The sequence below is a fragment of the Streptomyces cacaoi genome (assembly GCF_006539165.1).
Lineage (GTDB): Bacteria > Actinomycetota > Actinomycetes > Streptomycetales > Streptomycetaceae > Streptomyces > Streptomyces cacaoi.
In genome coordinates this window covers 1-15951 of sequence record NZ_BJMM01000063.1, presented here as the reverse complement: position 1 = coordinate 15951, position 15951 = coordinate 1, and the positions used below count along the sequence as shown (strand labels likewise).

Genomic DNA, 15951 nt, shown 5'->3' with positions numbered 1-15951 from the left:
GCAAAACCTTTACCCATGTACCGGGGTTCGACGGACGAGACAAGGCCGATGCACGCACCCATGGCACATCACGATGACGACGAGATACCGAAGACGGCACCGTTACAGGGCAAGGCCACAAGCCGTACACCCGAGGTGCCCGAGTTCCCGGCTCCGCGCACCGCGCGCGCCGTGCTACGGGCCGCGCTGGCCTGCTGTCTGGGCGTCACGGCCGCCGAACTGCTGACGGCGGGGCTGCCGGCCGGCGCGGTCGCGGTGTCGCTGCCCTGTCTGCTGGCCGCGTTCGCCCTCCAGATGTGGCACGCGGAGCCCGCGGCGCGGTATGCCCCGGCCCGCCGGAAGGCGCTGACACTGGGCGCGCAGGCGCTGCTGACCTATCTTCCGGTCGTCGTCTGCCAGGCCCAATGGACCGCCATGGCGGGCTTTCTGGCCGGTTCGCTGCTGCTGATGCTGCCGGCGCGCCGGGCCTGGCCGCTGTACACGGCGGTGGGCCTCAGCATGTCGGCGGCGGCCGTGTGGACGGGACTGCCGCCCCAGGAGGCCGCCCGGCTGGGCTGGTCCACGCTGCTGGCCGGGGTCATCGTCTACGCGCTGGTCCGCCTGGCCGCCCTCGTCCGGGCCGCGTACGAGGCCCGCAACGGTCTCGCCGTCACGGCCGTCGCCAACGAACGGCAGCGCTACTCGCGGGACCTGCACGATCTGCTCGGCTACAGCCTCTCCTCGATCACCCTGAAGAGCGAGCTGGCCCGCCGGCTGATCGCCAGCCAGCCGCGCCGGGCCATGGACGAGGTCGGCGAAGTGCTCACCATCGCACGGCAGTCGCTCGCCGACGTGCGCGCCGTCTCCTCCGGGCTGCGCAGCACCTCGCTGCGGCAGGAGGCCGGCTCGGCGCAGTCCCTGCTGGAGGCGGCGGACGTCACCGTGCGGGCCGAGTTCACGCTCGACGGGCTCGACGCCAGGACCGACGGGGTGCTGGGCGCCGTGCTGCGCGAGGCGGTCACCAATCTGCTGCGGCACTCGCGCGCCACGTCCTGCTCCATGGGCCTGCTGTGGGAGGACGGGCAGGTGCGCCTCTACGTGGAGAACGACGGCGTGGACCCCGGCCACCGGGACGCGTCCCCGCACGGGGGCAGCGGGCTGCGCAACCTCGACGCCCGACTGCGCGCCGCGGGCGGCCGGTTGACGGTCGTCCGGCCCAAGCTCTGCACCTTCCGTCTGGAGGCGTCGGCCCCGCTGTCGGCCGACGGAGCCGCCGCCCGTCCCGGCAGTGCCGACGAATCCGACGGCGGCGGCACGCTTCCCGTCCGTGCGCCCGCAGCCTGACCCGCGCGCCACACGAGAGGAATGCACATGGCGATCCGCATCCTGCTGGCCGAGGACATGAACATGATCCGGGGCGCCCTGGTCGCTCTGCTCGACCTGGAACCGGATATGGAGGTCGTCTGCGAGCTGGAGCGGGGCGACCAGATCCTGGACGGCGCGCTGCGGCACCGGCCGGATGTCGCCGTCATCGACATCGATCTGCCGGGCCTGGACGGGCTGTCCGCCGCGGCTCTGCTGGCCGACCGGCTGCCGGACTGCCGCACCCTCATCCTCACCAGCCTGGGCCGCCCCGGCACGCTGCGCCGGGCGCTGGCCGCGCAGGTGGCCGGCTTCCTGCTGAAGGACGCGCCGCCGCACGAACTGGCCGCCGCCGTACGGAGCGTGGTCGCCGGCAAGCGCGTCATCGACTCCCAGCTCGCCCTCTCGGCGTGGAACAGCATGGAGTCCCCGCTGACCGGCCGGGAGACGGAGGTCCTCCAGCTCGCGGCCGAGGGCCTGGAGCCGGTGGAGATAGCCCGGCAGCTGAAGCTGTCCACCGGCACCGTCCGCAACTATCTGACGACCTCGGTCTCCAAGCTCAACGCCCGCAACCGGGTCGACGCCATAAAGATCGCGCGGGACGCGGACTGGCTCACCTGAGCCGTGGCCCCGGGCCCCGGCGGAGCACCGCCCCGCACCGGCGCGCAGCGGCACGAGCCCTGCTGAACACGGTGTCCTGGCCATGGAGTTCCCCGACGTCGTGTGACCGCTACGTAGAGTATGCGCTCAGGGCTACGCCCGGGTACAGCCAACGATTCATATTCTTGGCATGAATATTTCACGCGACCCGGAACCGGCGCGTTCGCCTCCGCAACGGCCGGCGCCCGCGCGCCGGCCGGGCCGTCGCCGTCGTCGGCGCGGTCAGCTCTCCACGCCCTTGTTCAGATAGGCCAGTACGGCCAGCACCCGCCGGTGACCGCTGTCGCTCGGCGGCAGTCCGAGCTTCGCGAAAACGTTGCCGATGTGCTTGCTGACCGCACGTTCCGAGACCACCAGCGTGGCCGCGATCGTCGCGTTGTCCCGGCCCTCGGCCATCAGCCGCAGCACCTCGTGCTCACGCGGAGTCAACGACTCCAGCGGATCGTCGCGCCGCTGCGCGAGGAGTTCGCCCACCACCTCCGGATCCAGGGCCGTCCCCCCGGAGGCCACCCGCTCCAGGGCGTCCAGGAACTCGTCGACCCGGCCCACCCGGTCCTTGAGCAGATAGCCGACCCCGCTGGCCCCGCCGCCCAGCAGCTCGGCCGCGTACGTCTCCTCCACGTACTGCGAGAGGACCAGCACCGGCAGGCCCGGGATCTCCTTGCGGGCCGCCAGCCCGGCACGCAGCCCCTCGTCACGGAAGCCGGGCGGCATCCGCACGTCCAACACGGCCGCGTCCGGCCGGTGTTCGAGGAGGGTGGGCAGCACCTGGGGGCCGTTGTCGGCCACCGCCACCACCTCGTGCCCCGCCGACGTGAGCAGCAGCACCATCCCCTCCCGCAGCAGGGCGTTGTCCTCGGCGATCACCACACGCACGGCAGCTCCACTTCGATCACGGTCGGACCCCCGACCGGGCTGGTCACATCCACGGTTCCGTCGAGCGCCGCGATCCGCCGCCGCACGCCGAGCAGCCCGCTGCCGCCCGACTCGTCGGCACCGCCGCACCCGTTGTCCTCCACCCTGATCCACAACGACCGGCCCATGCGCACCAGTCGGACGCCGGCGTGATCGCCTCCCCCGTGCTTGGCCGCGTTGGTCAGCGCCTCGGCGACGACGAAGTACGCCGCCGTCTCGGCCGCCGCCGGGGCGCGCTCCGCGTCCTCCACCCCGTCCTCGGACACCTCGACGTCCAGCGCGCTGCCCGCGGCCAGCGCCCGCACCGCGCCGACCAGTCCGCGGTCGGTGAGGATCGGCGGATGGATGCCGCGCACCACCGTGCGCAGCTCGGTGAGCGCCTCCTCTGCCTGGTTCTGCGCGTCCTCCAGCAGCTTCTCGGTGGCGTCCGGGTTCTTCTCGTAGGACTTCCGGGCCAGGCCCACCCGCATGGACAGGGCCACCAGCCGCGCCTGCGTGCCGTCGTGCAGATCCCGCTCGATCCGCCGCAGCTCGGCGCCGTGCGCGGCGACGGCACCCGCCCGCGTGTCGGTCAACTGCTGGACGCGGCTGGCCAGTTCGGCGTTGCGCCGGGCCTCCGGCGAGGGAATGAGCAGCGCCCGCGACCACTCGGCGTCCAGATCCGCGAGGCGCTCGATCAGCGGCAGCACCACCGGCCGGTTGCCCAGCGCCGCACACCAGACGCCGTCCACCATGACGCCGACGATCCACAGCGGCAGCGTCGCGTAGGCGAGCGCCCAGCCGTAGGCGTAGTGGGCGCCCAGCCAGCGCAGATCCCGGTAGGTGCTCGGGTCCTTGAGCGCGGCCCGCACCCGCACCGTCAGCTCGCCGGTCAGCGGCTGGTACGCCTCGGGGATCGGCTCCCCCGCCCACTCCCCCACGAGCCGCCGCTTGAACCCGGCGATACGGCGCAGCAGCAGCACCGTCTCCGGCAGCACCCCCGCGCCGATCACCAGACAGGTGGCCACGGCGGTGAAGATCAGAATTCCGGAGAAGAGAAACGAGGCCAGGGACAACCCGGCCGATTTCAGCAGGTGCACTGTCGCACGCTGCGCCCCCCGCACAGTTTCTCGCATGGCCCTCAGATTAGGCGACGGCGGCCGCACATGGGGGCAGCGGACGGATGCTCGACAGGGGTGTAGCGCGCTACACCATGGGTTCGGGAGGGCGCCCCCTCGATCCACGCGGCGGAACCCGGCATCGTGAGGAGCAGGACATCACCGCTCACCTTGGGAAGGACGCCATGAAGGCTCTCCTCTGGATCCTGATCGTGGTCTTCGGCGCCATCAACGTCGCGACCAGCTTCGCGTTCGACGGCGGAAAGCAGGTCGCGATCAGCGTCAGTACCGGAGTCGTCGTGCTCGCCTCGGTGGCCGGACTGATCATGATGCGCGTCAAGCAGCGCTCCTGACGCGGACGGCGACCCCCGCGGTGCGGCCCCGGCGAGGGCCCCCGCGGGCGCGGCCGCCGTCCCGCTCACGACCCCGGGGGCTCCCCGCCCCCGGCCCGGACGCCCTGGCTCCGCCCCCCGTCGGAGCCAGGGCGTTCTTCTGTGCGCGCCCGGGCCCGCGGCGGCGTGCGGTACGGCCCGCGGCGGCGGGGCCGGACCCGCGTTGCCGGGCTCCGGCAGCGTTCCGTAGGGTCTGGCTGCCGGACGGCGAAACCAGGGCCGCCGGGGGCGTGCCCGCCCGCACCACCGCGGGGCGCGCCCGGAACGCAGAAACGGGGGACCCGTGGCCACCACCGCCGCTACCGAGATTCCGGACGCCTACGTGCACGACTACGTGCGGATACTGAGCGACGTCTCGGCGACCGGCCGCCGCCTCACCCGCGACGAGCTGGACTCACGCCGCGCGCTCGGCGAACAGGCCGCCGAGGACGGCTACGGCCTCCGGGAGATCATCAACGCCCATCTGTCCGCGGCGCGGTCGGCCTGGCCGACGCTGCGCAGCGGCTCCGAGAGCGCGCTCGCCGGCATCCACCAGGTGATCGACGCCGTCGTCGAGGGCTTCGAGCGGGCACAGCGGCACGCCGTGCGCCAGGAGGAGGCCGCACGCCGCGAGTTCATCGACGACCTGCTCTACGGCCGCAGCGACCTCGGACACCTGGCCGAGCGCGCGGAACGCTTCGGGCTGCGCCTGTCGCACGCACACGCCGTCGCCGTCGCCCACGGCGCCGCCTCCTACGACGAGACCGACCCCGTCGCCCGCCGCGTCGAACAGGCCCTCATCGCCCGCTTCGGAGACCGCACCTTCCTGCTCACCAGCAAGGACGGCCGGCTGCTGTGCATCGCGCCCGGCGACCAGACGGACGTGCTGCACCAGTTCGCCAAGCAGGCGTACGCCGCGACCAACGGCGGGCAGGTGGCCATCGGCCGCGCCCAGCCCGGGCCGGGCGGCGTCGTCCAGTCCTACGAGGAGGCGCTCAGCGTCCTCGACCTGGCCATCCGCATGGAGCTGGACGCGCCCGTGCTGCACGCCGCCGACCTGCTCGTCTACCCGGTGCTCACCCGCGACCGGCAGGCCATGGCGGATCTGGTGACCCACACCCTGGCGCCGCTGAACTCCGCACGCGGCGGCGCCCAGCCGCTGCTCGACACCCTCACCGCCTACTTCGACTCCGGCTGTGTGGCAGCCGAGGCGGCCCGCAGGCTGTCGCTGAGCGTGCGGGCCTTCACCTACCGGCTGGAGCGCATCCGCCGGCTCACCGGAGCCGACCCCTCCGACCCGACGCACCGCTACACCCTCCAGACCGCGGTGATCGGCGCCCGCCTGCTGGGCTGGCCCCACTCCGAGCTGTAGCCCGGGCCGTGGCAGGGGCGGCGGGCCGCTCCTGCCGTCCTCAGCGGCCCTCGGCCGTCTGCCGGCACATCAGCGTCGTCAGCTCGTAGGCCGTGTGCGAGGCGGCGACGGCGGTGATCTCGGCGTGGTCGTAGGCCGGGGCCACCTCGACGACGTCCGCCGAGACCAGCCGGCAGCCCGCCAGGCCCCGCAGGATCTCCAGCAGCTCCCGCGAGGTCATACCGCCCGCCTCGGGAGTGCCGGTGCCCGGCGCGTGCGCCGGGTCGAGGACGTCGATGTCGACGGAGACGTACAGCGGGCGGTCCCCGATGCGCTGCCGCAGCTGGTCGGCGACCTCGTCCACACCGCGGCGCATGACGTCCGCCGAGGTGACGATGCCGAAGCCCATCTTCGCGTCGTCCGACAGATCGGACTTGCCGTACAGCGGGCCGCGGGTGCCGACGTGCGAGAGCGCCGAGGTGTCCAGGACGCCCTCCTCCACGGCCCGGCGGAACGGGGTGCCGTGGGTGTAGGCGGCGCCGAAGTAGGTGTCCCAGGTGTCCAGATGGGCGTCGAAGTGCAGCAGCGCGACCGGGCCGTGCCGGCGGGCGACGGCGCGCAGCAGGGGCAGCGCGATGGTGTGGTCGCCGCCGAGCGTCATCAGCCGGGCGCCGGTGTCCAGCAGCTCGCCCGCGGCCTGCTCGACCGTCTCCACGGCCTCCTCGATACGGAACGGGTTCGCGGCGATGTCCCCCGCGTCGGCGACCTGCGCGAGCGCGAACGGGGAGGCGTCCTGCGCCGGGTTGTACGGGCGCAGCAGCCGGGACGCCTCGCGGATGGCGTTCCCGCCGAAGCGGGCGCCCGGCCGGTAGGACACGCCCGTGTCGAAGGGCACACCGACGACCGCCACGTCCGCGCCCGGCGTCTCGTCCAGCCGGGGCAGCCGCGCGAAGGTGGCCGGGCCCGCGAAGCGGGGCACCCGCGAGGAGTCGACGGGGCCTCGCGGGGCCGGACGGGCGCCGTCTCCCGCGCGGCCGGTGGAGGTGTCGTCACTGGTCATGTCGTTCGTTCCTTTCCGGTTCCGGTACTCGTGGCGGAGTGGGTGGCCAACCTCCGCGCGGTGGTGGGTTGTTGGGCCCCGGCGGGGGCACCGCCGCTCGCCCGTACGGTTCGGGGCAGGTCTGCGCGTGCGGGGCCGATGGACCGGTTCGGGGCCGGCGGGCCGGTGCGGGGCCGGTGCCGCTCGCTCGTCCGCACGGTCCGGGGCCGACGCCCGGCCGTACAGCTCGGACCCGGCCCTCAGCGGTACGGCTCGGACCGCCGCTCAGCCGTACAGTTCGGGTCTGCGGTCGGCGAAGACGTCGTTGTGCGGGCCGAGTCGTTTGTCCCGGGCGCGGGCCGGATCGCAGGCGGCCGGCAGCAGGGCCCGTTCCGGTTCCGGGTGGGGCCCGGCGAGCGGGAAGCCGTCCGGGTCGACCACGACGGAGGCGCCCGTCCAGCGGGTGCCGCGTTCGGTCCCGGCCCGGTCGCAGGCCGCGATGTAGATCCGGTTGACGGCCGCGGCGGCCTGGACACGGACCACCTCGGCCGGCCGCTCGCCCTCCGGGCGGGGGAACAGCGGCCAGTTGACGGGCGCGCACAGCAGCTCGGCCCCGGCCAGCGCCACCCGCCGCACCCACTCGGGGAACTCCAGGTCGTAGCAGACCAGCACGCCGATCCGGCCGTGCGCGGTCTCCACCACCGGGGGCCGCTCGTCACCGGGCACGAAGAACTCCCGCTCGGTGCCGAACAGATGCGCCTTGCGGTAGACGGCACGCAGCGCGCCCGAGGCGTCGATCAGCACGGCCGAGTTGCGCACCCGTCCCGCGGGGTCGCGCTCGCACAGCCCCCCGACGACGGTGATCCCGTGCCGCCGCGCCGCCGCACGCCAGGCCGTGACCCCGGGCCCGTCGACCGGCTCGGCCAGCGCCGCTGCCTCGGCGGCGTCCTCGAACACGTAACCGGAGGTGGCGAGTTCGGGCAGGACGACCACCTGGGCGCCGGCCGCCGCCGCCTCGTCGAGCGCGTGCGCGGCGGCTGCGCGATTGCCCCGCACGTCCCCGACGGCGAGTTCCAGCTGTGCACAGGCCACGGTGACCGTGCTCATCCGCGCTCCTCCTCCCACGTCCGTCCACGGGACGGCACCGCCGCACCGTCCGGGTCCACCGGGCCGACCGGCACCCGCCGGTACCGTCCGGGCCGGGCTGTTCAGGCCCGGCCAGGGCCGGTCACGGCCGGCCAGGGCGGTCAGGGCCGGTCAGGGCCGCCGCGACCGCCGGTCCGTCCGGCGCCGACGGCGGGGACGTTACGCCTGCTCCGCCACCGCCTCGATCGCCCGGCGGGCGAATCCCCGGAGGCCGTATGGACACGGTGTCCAGCCCGGCGGCTCGGGGCGGCGGCCGGGAGCGCGGCGCGGCACGGGACACTGACGGCATGCCCGTGCTGCTCTCCGACCTCGTCGCCCGGCCCGAGCTCCAGCTCACGGTGGTCACCGGCCAGGAGCGGCTCGACCGGCCGGTGCACGCCGCGCACGTCTCGGAGCTGGTCCGTCCCGGGCCCTGGCTGCACGGCGGGGAGCTGCTGATGACGATCGGCCTGGTGCTGCCGATGACGGAGCGGGCGTGCCGGGAGTACGTGGCCGATGTCGCGGCGGCCGGAACGAGCGCGCTGGCGCTCGGACTCGGCGCCGAGCTGCCGTACCAGGCGGCGCCCGCACCGCTGCGCCGGGCGACGGCCGAGGCCGGGTTGCCGCTGCTGACGGTGGGCGGCCAGGTGCCGTTCCTCGCGGTCACCAAGGCCGTGTTCGCCGCGCGGGCGGCGGAGCAGCGTGCCGCCGTCGAGGCGGCGTTCGAGACGCACCGACGGCTGACGGCGGCGGCCGCGTCCGGGCGGGGCCTGGCACCGACACTCCACGCCTGGGCGCGCGCCACCGGGGTGCGCACGCTGGTGACCGACCCGCTGGGCCGCGTCCTGGCCGCCGGGGGCGACGGGGACGGCGGAGCGGGCGGCCCCGGTGGGGACGGCGGCGACGGTGTCGGCGTCGTCGACGGCGAGGGCGACGGGGACGGCGAGGGCGAGGGCGAGGGCGACGGGGACGGCGTCGTCGACGGCGACACCCCCGGCAGGGACGACGGCGACGGCAGGAACGGTGTCGGCCGGGACGGTGCCGGCAGGAACCATGGCGGTGCCGGTGAACTCCCCCCTGGCAGCGTCGAGTTGGTCGAGCGGGTGGTGGCCGGCGGGATCCGGGCCAGTGCGCGGGCGCCGGGTCTGGAGGTGCGACCGCTGGGGGCCGGGCGGCTGCGCGGTCTGCTCGTCCTCGTCGGTGAGGTGGGCGCGGAGGCGCGGATGCTGGTGTCCGGGCTGGTCTCGCTGCTCTCCCTGGAGCTGGAGCGCCGGCATCTGGCGGGCGAGCCGGAGCGGCGGCACCGGGCGGCGCTGCTGGGGCGGCTGCTGTCCCCGGAGGTGACGGCCGCGCGCGCCCGGGATGTGCTGGCGGCGGCGGGCCTGTCGGCGTCGGCCGTCCGCGCCGTCACCGTGGGAGCCGCCACCTTCGACGAGGGCCCAGCCACCTCCGGCCAGGACCGTGCCATGCCCGGCACGGCACCCGCCGCTTCCGGCCCGGCTCCCGCCGCCTCCGACGGGGAAACCGCGCCCCCGGGCGAGCTTGCCGCCGCTCTCGCGCTGGCGGTGCCCGGCGGGCTCGTCCGTGTGCGGGACGGACAGGTCGAGGCCGTCGTCGGCGAGGGGCTGGACATCCACCGGGTGCTGACGCGGTTCGCACCGGGCCGCCCTGCCGGTATCGGCTCGCCCGTGCCGCCGCACGCGGCCCACACGTCGCTGCGGGAGGCGAGCGGTCTGGTGGAGGTGAGCCGGGGCCTCGGGCGGCCCGTCGAGGCCGGGGGCGGCGACTCGGCCCGGCTGCTGCTGTCGCTGGGCGAGCGGCCGGCGCTGGCGGGGTACGCCGATGCCCTGCTGGCGCCGCTGGAGACGGCCGCGCCCTCCGGCGATCTGGTGGAGACCCTGGCCACCTGGCTGGACGCGGGCTGCTCCTGGGACGAGACGAGCCGCCGTCTGGGGCTGCACCGGCACACGGTGCGCAACCGGCTCGACAAGGCGATGCGGTTGACCGGCCGCCGTCTGGACAACGCCGACGACCGCTTCGATCTGTGGCTCGCGGTACGGGCCCGGCGTGCGGCCGGCGACCATACCCCCGGGCGGGGGTAGCGGACCTCCCGGCCGCACGGTTTCCCTGTGACATACGCCACCCGCCACCCCCTTCCCCGGTCCTCCGGGTGAGGTCAGGGCACCGGCCGCAGTCGTCAGGAGGTACCCGTGCCAGCTTCGCCCCCGTCCCCGTCGTCCCCGTCGTCCGAGCCGTCCCCGTCGTCCGAGCCGTCGACGTCGTCCGAACCGTTCCCGTCGTCCGGGCCGTCCGCACCGTCGGCGGCCCCCGAGCGCAGTTACGCCTCCGGGCCCTCGTCGACGGCGCTGCTCGGGGACACGATCGGGGAGAACCTGGAGCGCACGGTCGCCGCTTTCGGGGAGCGGGACGCGCTGGTCGACGTGGTGAGCGAACGGCGGTGGAGCTACCGGGAGTTCGCCGACGACGTCGACGCCGTCGCGCTGGGCCTGCGGGAGCGGGGCGTACGCAAGGGCGACCGGGTGGGCATCTGGGCGCCGAACTGCCCGGAGTGGACGCTCGTGCAGTACGCGACGGCGAAGCTGGGCGCCGTCCTGGTCACCGTGAACCCGGCCTACCGGGCGCACGAGCTGGAGTTCGTGCTGCGGCAGGCGGGGGTGCGCACGCTGGTGGCGGCGCCGCGCCACAAGAGCTCCGACTACGCGGCGATGACCGAGGAGGTGCGGCCGTCCTGCCCGCAGCTGGTGGACGTGGTGCTGATCGGCGAGGCCGGCTGGCGGGAGCTGCTCGACGCGGGCCGGGAACTGCTGCGCGGGGACGGCAGGGCCCAACTGGCGGCGGTCGCGGACACGTTGAGCGCGGACGACCCGGTGAACATCCAGTACACCTCCGGCACCACCGGGTTCCCGAAGGGCGCCACGCTCTCCCACCACAACATCCTCAACAACGGCTTCCACGTGGGGGAGTTGTGCCTCTACACCGAGGAGGACCGGATCTGTCTGCCGGTGCCGTTCTACCACTGCTTCGGCATGGTGATGGGCAATCTGGCGGCGACCAGCCACGGCGCCTGCATGGTGATCCCCGCGCCCTCGTTCGACGCCTCGGCCACGCTGCGGGCCGTCGAGCGGGAGCGCTGCACCTCGCTGTACGGGGTGCCGACGATGTTCATCGCGGAGCTGTCGGCGCCGGACTTCGCCGAGTACGACCTCTCCAGCCTGCGCACCGGCATCATGGCCGGCTCCCCCTGCCCGGCGGAGATCATGAAGCAGGTGATCGGCCTGATGGGCATGGAGCAGGTGTCCATCTGCTACGGCATGACGGAGACGTCCCCGGTCTCCACCCAGACCCGGGTGGACGACCCGGTCGAGCGGCGGGTCTCGACCGTCGGCCGGGTGGGCCCGCACCTGGAGGTGAAGGTCGTCGACCCGGACTCCGGCCGCACCCTGCCGCGCGGCGAACCGGGTGAACTGTGCACCCGGGGCTACTCGGTGATGCTCGGCTACTGGGCCGACCCGGACGGTACGGCGGCCGTGCTGGACGAGGCCCGCTGGATGCACACCGGCGATCTGGCCGTCATGGACGAGGACGGGTACGTCAGCATCACCGGGCGGATCAAGGACATGGTCATCCGGGGCGGCGAGAACATCTATCCGCGCGAGATCGAGGAGTTCCTGTACACGCATCCGGACGTGCTGGACGCGCAGGTGGTGGGCGTCCCGGACGCCCGGTACGGCGAGGAGCTGATGGCGTGGCTCCGGATGCGCGAGGGGACACGGCCGCTCACGCCGGAGACGCTGCGCACCTTCTGCGAGGGACGGCTCGCGCACTACAAGATTCCCAGATATGTGCACGTGGTGGACGCATTTCCGATGACGGTGACGGGCAAGGTCCGTAAGGTCGAAATGCGCGAGAAGGCAGTCGAGTTGCTCGGCACGGCCCCGTCGGATCCCGACACCGGAACGGATACGCGGAAGCCACCGGGCCCGGCCGTGGCGGCGGCACCCGGCGATCCCGGCGATCCCGCCGCCGAGGGCGCCGACGGGCCGCGCGAGCAGTCCCCGCCTTCCGCACCGCCCACGCCGTCCGCGCCGTCCGCCCCGCCGGCGCCCACCGCGCGGCCTGCGCCGGGCAGTTGACGACCGGCCGCCGGGAGGCGGCGGCCACGCTGTGAGAGAACCGACCGAGGGAGGCCGTGTGCCCGGGTCCGACCGCTCCCCGATCCGCCCCCGCCCCACGAGACCCGAGGGGGCGGCCTCCCCCGTCCCGGACGCGGACGCCTTCCGCCGCGCCCTGCGGGACGCCCGGCGCCGTACGGGGGTGCGCCTGGTGTTCGGCGGACGGGTCGGCGGGGCCGGGTCGCTGCGGCTGTCGGAGTTCCTGGGCACCTGCACGGACTCGATGAACGGGCTGCGGGTCGTCGCCGGCAAGGGCCTGGGCGGCCGTGTGCTGGCCCACCGCCGCCCGTTCTCCGTCAACGACTACGTCCCGGCGACGGCCATCTCGCACGACTACGACAGCGCCGTCCTGCGCGAGGGCATCCGCTCGATCGTGGCCGCGCCCGTCGCGGCCGGCGGCGAGGTGCACGGCGTGCTGTACGCCGCCGTCCGCGACGTGCTGCCGCTGGGCGACCGCACCACGGGCTCCCTCGTGGACGCCTCCCGGCGGCTGGCCGGCGAGCTGGCGGTGCGGGCCGAGGTGAACCGGCGGCTGCGGCTGCTGGAGTCCGCCACCCGCCCGGCAGCGCCCGACGAGCCGGCCCCGCCGGCCGTCGAGGCGGTCCGCGATCTGCACGCCGAACTGCTCGGCATCGCCCACGAGATCGAGGACACGGCGCTGCGCGACCGGCTGCGGCACGCCTGCGACCGCTTCCTGCGCACGGCGGCCGACGACCGCGACCGGCCGGACCGGGACGGCCCCGCCGAGGTGCCCCGGCTGGCCCCGAGGGAGCTGGACGTGCTCGCGCACATCGCGCTGGGCTGCACCAACGCGGAGACCGCGCGGCGGCTGGCGCTGGGCGCCGAGACCGTGAAGGCGTATCTGCGCAGTGCCACCCGGAAGCTCGGGGTGCACAGCCGGCACGAGGCCGTCGCCGCGGCCCGCCGCCACGGACTGCTGCCCTGACCCCGGTACCGCGCACACCGGGGCCGGCCTGTCCGCCCGCGCGCCCACGCGAGCCCTCGTGCGTGCGGACGGAGGCATCCGCGGACAGACGGACCGCTCCCGTGCACACGGGCGGCGGGCCCCGCGCACCCGCACTCGGCTCCCGTGCACACGGACCAGGGGCCACGAGGCCGCACATGGAGGGGCCGCCGCCCATGGGGCCGCCGATCCACGCCTGCGGGGCCGTCGTCCACGCGTACCGGACCGGCGGGGCCGACGCTCTTCGCCTCCCCGTCACGGAGGCGCGGCGGCGCCGGGCCCTGCGCCCGGCCCCATGGCGGCCCCGGGCCCGGCGGCGGCACCGGCCCCTGTACCGGCACCGGCCACCGCACCGGCCTCCGGGCGGAGGACGACGACGACCATGTCGTCGGCCAGGCCCGCCGCCCAGGACGCCACGTCCGCCTGGAGAAAGGTGACGACGTCGGCGGGATCCGGCGGGACGTAGCGCGAGCCCGTGCCGTAGCGCTCGGTCAGGCGTTCCGCGAGGGGATAGAACACCCCGGCCGCGTCCCGGGCCTCCGTCACCCCGTCCGAGTAGGCCACCAGCAGTTCGCCCGGGGCCAGCTCGAACCGTTCGGTCCGCGGCTCGCGCCCGGCCAGCTCGCCGAATCCGAGCGGAACCCCGTACTCCGCATCCAGCTCCGAGGCGCCGCCGGGCCCCAGCCTCAGCAGCGGCGGATGCCCCCGGTCGAGGACCCGCACCGCGCTGCCGTCGTCCTCGAACTCCAGCAGCACCGCCGTGACGAACACCTCCTCCGTCTCCGGCCGGTCCGCCTCGGCCCCCGGATCCGAGGGGCCCGCCCCCACGCCGGGCTCGCCCGCCCGCGCGTCCGCCCGGTCCAGGTCCAGGGCCGTCTCGATGCGCTCGGCCACCTCGTCCAGCCGCGGCTGCACCATCGCCGACTCGCGGAACGCCGCGGTCACCGTGGCCACCGTGCCGGTCGCGCCCACCCCCTTGCCCTTCACGTCCCCGACGACGACCCGGACACCGAACGGGGTGGGCCGGACGCTGTAGAGGTCACCGCCGATCAGCGCCTCGTCGTCGGCCGCCCGGTAGAAGCCGGCCAGCCGCAGGGGCCCCAGCCGCGCGGGCAGCGGACGCAGCAGCGCGAGCTGCACCGCCTCGGCGACGGCCTCGACGCGGCTCAGCCGCCACCGGGCCCGCTCCCGCACCGCCGCGAGGACCGCCGACACCGCCGTGACGACGACGAGCGTGAGGAGGATGCCGACCAGCCGCATCTCCACCACGCCGTCCAACGCGTGCAGGGCGAGCAGGGCTCCGATACCGACCAGCCCGGTGAGCGCCACCGCCGGCACCGGGTAGACGAGGGCGGCCAGCACCACCGAGGCGGCGATCAGCGAACCGAAGGTGTAGTGCGGCGGCAGCAGGACGTCCAGCGCCACGGTGAGGACGACGAGCGCCGGGGGGAGCCAGCGCAGCCACCGGGGCGGCCACGCGTGGTGCTCCTGCGCGTGCTGGGCAGCCGCGCGTCTTGTGCCCACGCTCCTCGCTCCCCTCGCCGGTTCAGGACCGCCGTACCGACGTCCCGGATCCAGTCACGCCGATTCGGGCCGCCCCCGCCACACGGGTCACACGGACGGGCCCCGCACATGGGGGTACGGCCACGCCGGACCCCGGTGGCCGCCGACGGGCGCGGGGCCGGGCCAGGACCCCGGGGGCCAGGGCCTTTGGGGGCGGGTCACCATGGCCACGACATGAGCCGGAGCCGGAACCGGTGCCACGACCGTGCACCGACGCAACCACAGCCACCCGGCAACGCAGCCACGCAGCAACACAGCGATGCAGCGATGCAGCGCTACGGCGACACCGCGCTGCGAGGACACCGCCTAGGCTCGGGCCATGAACGCCGGACGCCCTGCCACCAGCCCCGCCACGGAACAGCCCCCCGCTCCCGCCGCCGCACCGGACGGCCCCGGCTTCTGGGAGGAGCGGCACCTGGCGTTCCTCAGCACGCCACGGCCGGACGGGACCCCGCATCTCGTGCCGGTGGGCGTGACCTACGACCCGGAGAGCCGTACCGCCCGGGTCATCTCCAGCAGGGGCAGCAAGAAGGTGCGCAACATCCTCGCGGCGGGGCCCGGGGTCGCCGTCGCGGTGAGCCAGGCGGAGGGGCGGCGCTGGTGCACGCTGGAGGGCACCGCCGTCGTCCGCGACGATCCCGACTCCGTCGCCGACGCCGAACGCCGGTACGCAGCGCGCTACAAGCAGCCCCGGCCCAACCCGGAACGCGTCGTCATCGAGATCGCCGTACACCGCGCCCTCGGCACGGCCAGGCCCCGCGGCTGGTGAACCACCGGGGCGAACGGGGGCCCGCCGCGCGGCGATCGGCGTCCCCCTCGCCCCCACGGAGCCGCAACAGGCCCTGGAGAGGCCCCCGGAGAACTCTCACGGAGGGCCCCGGACGACCCCGACAACCGCGGAGCCGTGCGGAAGCCGCCGGAATCGCCCCGGAGCAGAGGGGCGCAGGTCACATCCGGGCCCGGTACGCGGTGTCCCGCTTGTGACGCTTGTCTCCGGACGGCTACCTCACACCGCCTTCGCGCGGGTCCGGCGCACCGCGTATCACCAGCACAGATGCGGCTGTTGGTTGTCAAGCTCCTTTAACGATCTTTGCTGCTCTTTCTTGGACCATCCGGACACGTGTGCTTAGTGTCGCTGCCGCTCGACACGTTCGCCGCGTACCGCGGGGCGAACAGCCGCGACCGTAAGGAAGAAAGACCATGCTGTTCTCCGGCAAGGGACGTCATCGCCGTCCTTCCAAGGCCGTTCGCATCGCCACGCTGACCGGCGTTGCCGGCGCAGCCGTTGCCGTGCCGCTCGTGTCGGCCACCGGCGCCCAGGCCGCCTCCGTC

The 15951-nt window shown here is 74.7% G+C and carries 13 protein-coding genes and 1 pseudogene; 9 read left to right on the top strand and 5 right to left on the bottom strand.

The window, feature by feature from the left end:
* Positions 1-60: 60 nt before the first annotated feature.
* Both SCA03_RS31355 and SCA03_RS31350 read left to right on the top strand, forming a co-directional pair.
* Positions 61-1323, top strand: a complete 1263-nt coding sequence (locus SCA03_RS31355; RefSeq protein WP_230989026.1) for a sensor histidine kinase — start codon at positions 61-63, stop codon at positions 1321-1323.
* Between the two features lie 27 nt (positions 1324-1350).
* Positions 1351-1962 carry a response regulator transcription factor gene (locus SCA03_RS31350; protein WP_030891011.1) on the top strand — a complete coding sequence of 204 codons (612 nt, stop codon included), beginning with the start codon at positions 1351-1353 and terminating at the stop codon, positions 1960-1962.
* A gap of 261 nt (positions 1963-2223) precedes the next feature.
* Here SCA03_RS31350 and SCA03_RS31345 read toward each other — a convergent pair whose 3' ends face one another.
* Positions 2224-2877, bottom strand: coding sequence for a response regulator transcription factor (locus tag SCA03_RS31345; RefSeq protein ID WP_030891008.1), 654 nt, complete (start codon positions 2875-2877; stop codon positions 2224-2226).
* Positions 2865-4031, bottom strand: a complete 1167-nt coding sequence (locus SCA03_RS31340) for a sensor histidine kinase (protein ID WP_030891007.1) — start codon at positions 4029-4031, stop codon at positions 2865-2867. Before SCA03_RS31340 ends, SCA03_RS31345 begins: the two co-directional genes overlap by 13 nt.
* A 167-nt stretch (positions 4032-4198) precedes the next feature.
* On the opposite strand from SCA03_RS31340, the gene SCA03_RS35375 reads away from it, so the two are divergent.
* Entirely contained in the window at positions 4199-4366 is a 168-nt protein-coding gene (locus SCA03_RS35375) for a hypothetical protein (protein WP_169729624.1), read from the top strand.
* Between the two features lie 322 nt (positions 4367-4688).
* Positions 4689-5756 (top strand): PucR family transcriptional regulator, encoded by a 1068-nt coding sequence (locus SCA03_RS31335; protein ID WP_030896088.1) that lies wholly within the window; start codon positions 4689-4691, stop codon positions 5754-5756.
* Positions 5757-5796: 40 nt separating this feature from the next.
* Here SCA03_RS31335 and speB read toward each other — a convergent pair whose 3' ends face one another.
* Positions 5797-6795, bottom strand: a complete 999-nt coding sequence (gene speB / locus SCA03_RS31330) for an agmatinase (RefSeq protein WP_030891001.1) — start codon at positions 6793-6795, stop codon at positions 5797-5799.
* A 264-nt stretch (positions 6796-7059) separates the two neighbouring features.
* Positions 7060-7881, bottom strand: coding sequence for a nitrilase-related carbon-nitrogen hydrolase (locus SCA03_RS31325; RefSeq protein WP_086815218.1), 822 nt, complete (start codon positions 7879-7881; stop codon positions 7060-7062).
* Positions 7882-8207: 326 nt separating this feature from the next.
* On the opposite strand from SCA03_RS31325, the gene SCA03_RS31315 reads away from it, so the two are divergent.
* From SCA03_RS31315 to SCA03_RS31305, 3 genes are all read left to right on the top strand, one after another.
* Complete coding sequence (locus tag SCA03_RS31315) at positions 8208-10001, top strand: PucR family transcriptional regulator (RefSeq protein ID WP_230989025.1); 1794 nt, start codon at positions 8208-8210, stop codon at positions 9999-10001.
* Between the two features lie 264 nt (positions 10002-10265).
* On the top strand, positions 10266-12053 hold the full coding sequence (locus SCA03_RS31310) for an AMP-binding protein (RefSeq protein WP_199812950.1): 1788 nt from the start codon (positions 10266-10268) through the stop codon (positions 12051-12053).
* A 58-nt stretch (positions 12054-12111) separates the two neighbouring features.
* Entirely contained in the window at positions 12112-13038 is a 927-nt protein-coding gene (locus SCA03_RS31305; protein ID WP_267883252.1) for a helix-turn-helix transcriptional regulator, read from the top strand.
* A 273-nt stretch (positions 13039-13311) separates the two neighbouring features.
* Here the strand turns inward: SCA03_RS31305 and SCA03_RS31300 are convergent, their stop codons facing one another.
* Positions 13312-14580, bottom strand: a complete 1269-nt coding sequence (locus SCA03_RS31300) for a PP2C family protein-serine/threonine phosphatase (RefSeq protein ID WP_086815768.1) — start codon at positions 14578-14580, stop codon at positions 13312-13314.
* Between the two features lie 358 nt (positions 14581-14938).
* Between SCA03_RS31300 and SCA03_RS31295 the strand changes: the two genes are divergently transcribed.
* Both SCA03_RS31295 and SCA03_RS36590 read left to right on the top strand, forming a co-directional pair.
* Positions 14939-15388 (top strand): pyridoxamine 5'-phosphate oxidase family protein, encoded by a 450-nt coding sequence (locus SCA03_RS31295; RefSeq protein WP_078874051.1) that lies wholly within the window; start codon positions 14939-14941, stop codon positions 15386-15388.
* A 431-nt stretch (positions 15389-15819) separates the two neighbouring features.
* Positions 15820-15951 (top strand): annotated as a pseudogene (locus SCA03_RS36590) (transglycosylase); the annotation flags it as partial.

Coding starts and splice junctions, on each gene's coding strand:
- SCA03_RS31355 (WP_230989026.1), top strand. CDS start 61: ATGGCACATCACGATGACGACGAGATACCGAAGACGGCACCGTTACAG.
- SCA03_RS31295 (WP_078874051.1), top strand. CDS start 14,939: ATGAACGCCGGACGCCCTGCCACCAGCCCCGCCACGGAACAGCCCCCC.
- speB (WP_030891001.1), bottom strand. CDS start 6,795: ATGACCAGTGACGACACCTCCACCGGCCGCGCGGGAGACGGCGCCCGT.
- SCA03_RS31315 (WP_230989025.1), top strand. CDS start 8,208: ATGCCCGTGCTGCTCTCCGACCTCGTCGCCCGGCCCGAGCTCCAGCTC.
- SCA03_RS35375 (WP_169729624.1), top strand. CDS start 4,199: ATGAAGGCTCTCCTCTGGATCCTGATCGTGGTCTTCGGCGCCATCAAC.
- SCA03_RS31350 (WP_030891011.1), top strand. CDS start 1,351: ATGGCGATCCGCATCCTGCTGGCCGAGGACATGAACATGATCCGGGGC.
- SCA03_RS31340 (WP_030891007.1), bottom strand. CDS start 4,031: ATGCGAGAAACTGTGCGGGGGGCGCAGCGTGCGACAGTGCACCTGCTG.
- SCA03_RS31325 (WP_086815218.1), bottom strand. CDS start 7,881: ATGAGCACGGTCACCGTGGCCTGTGCACAGCTGGAACTCGCCGTCGGG.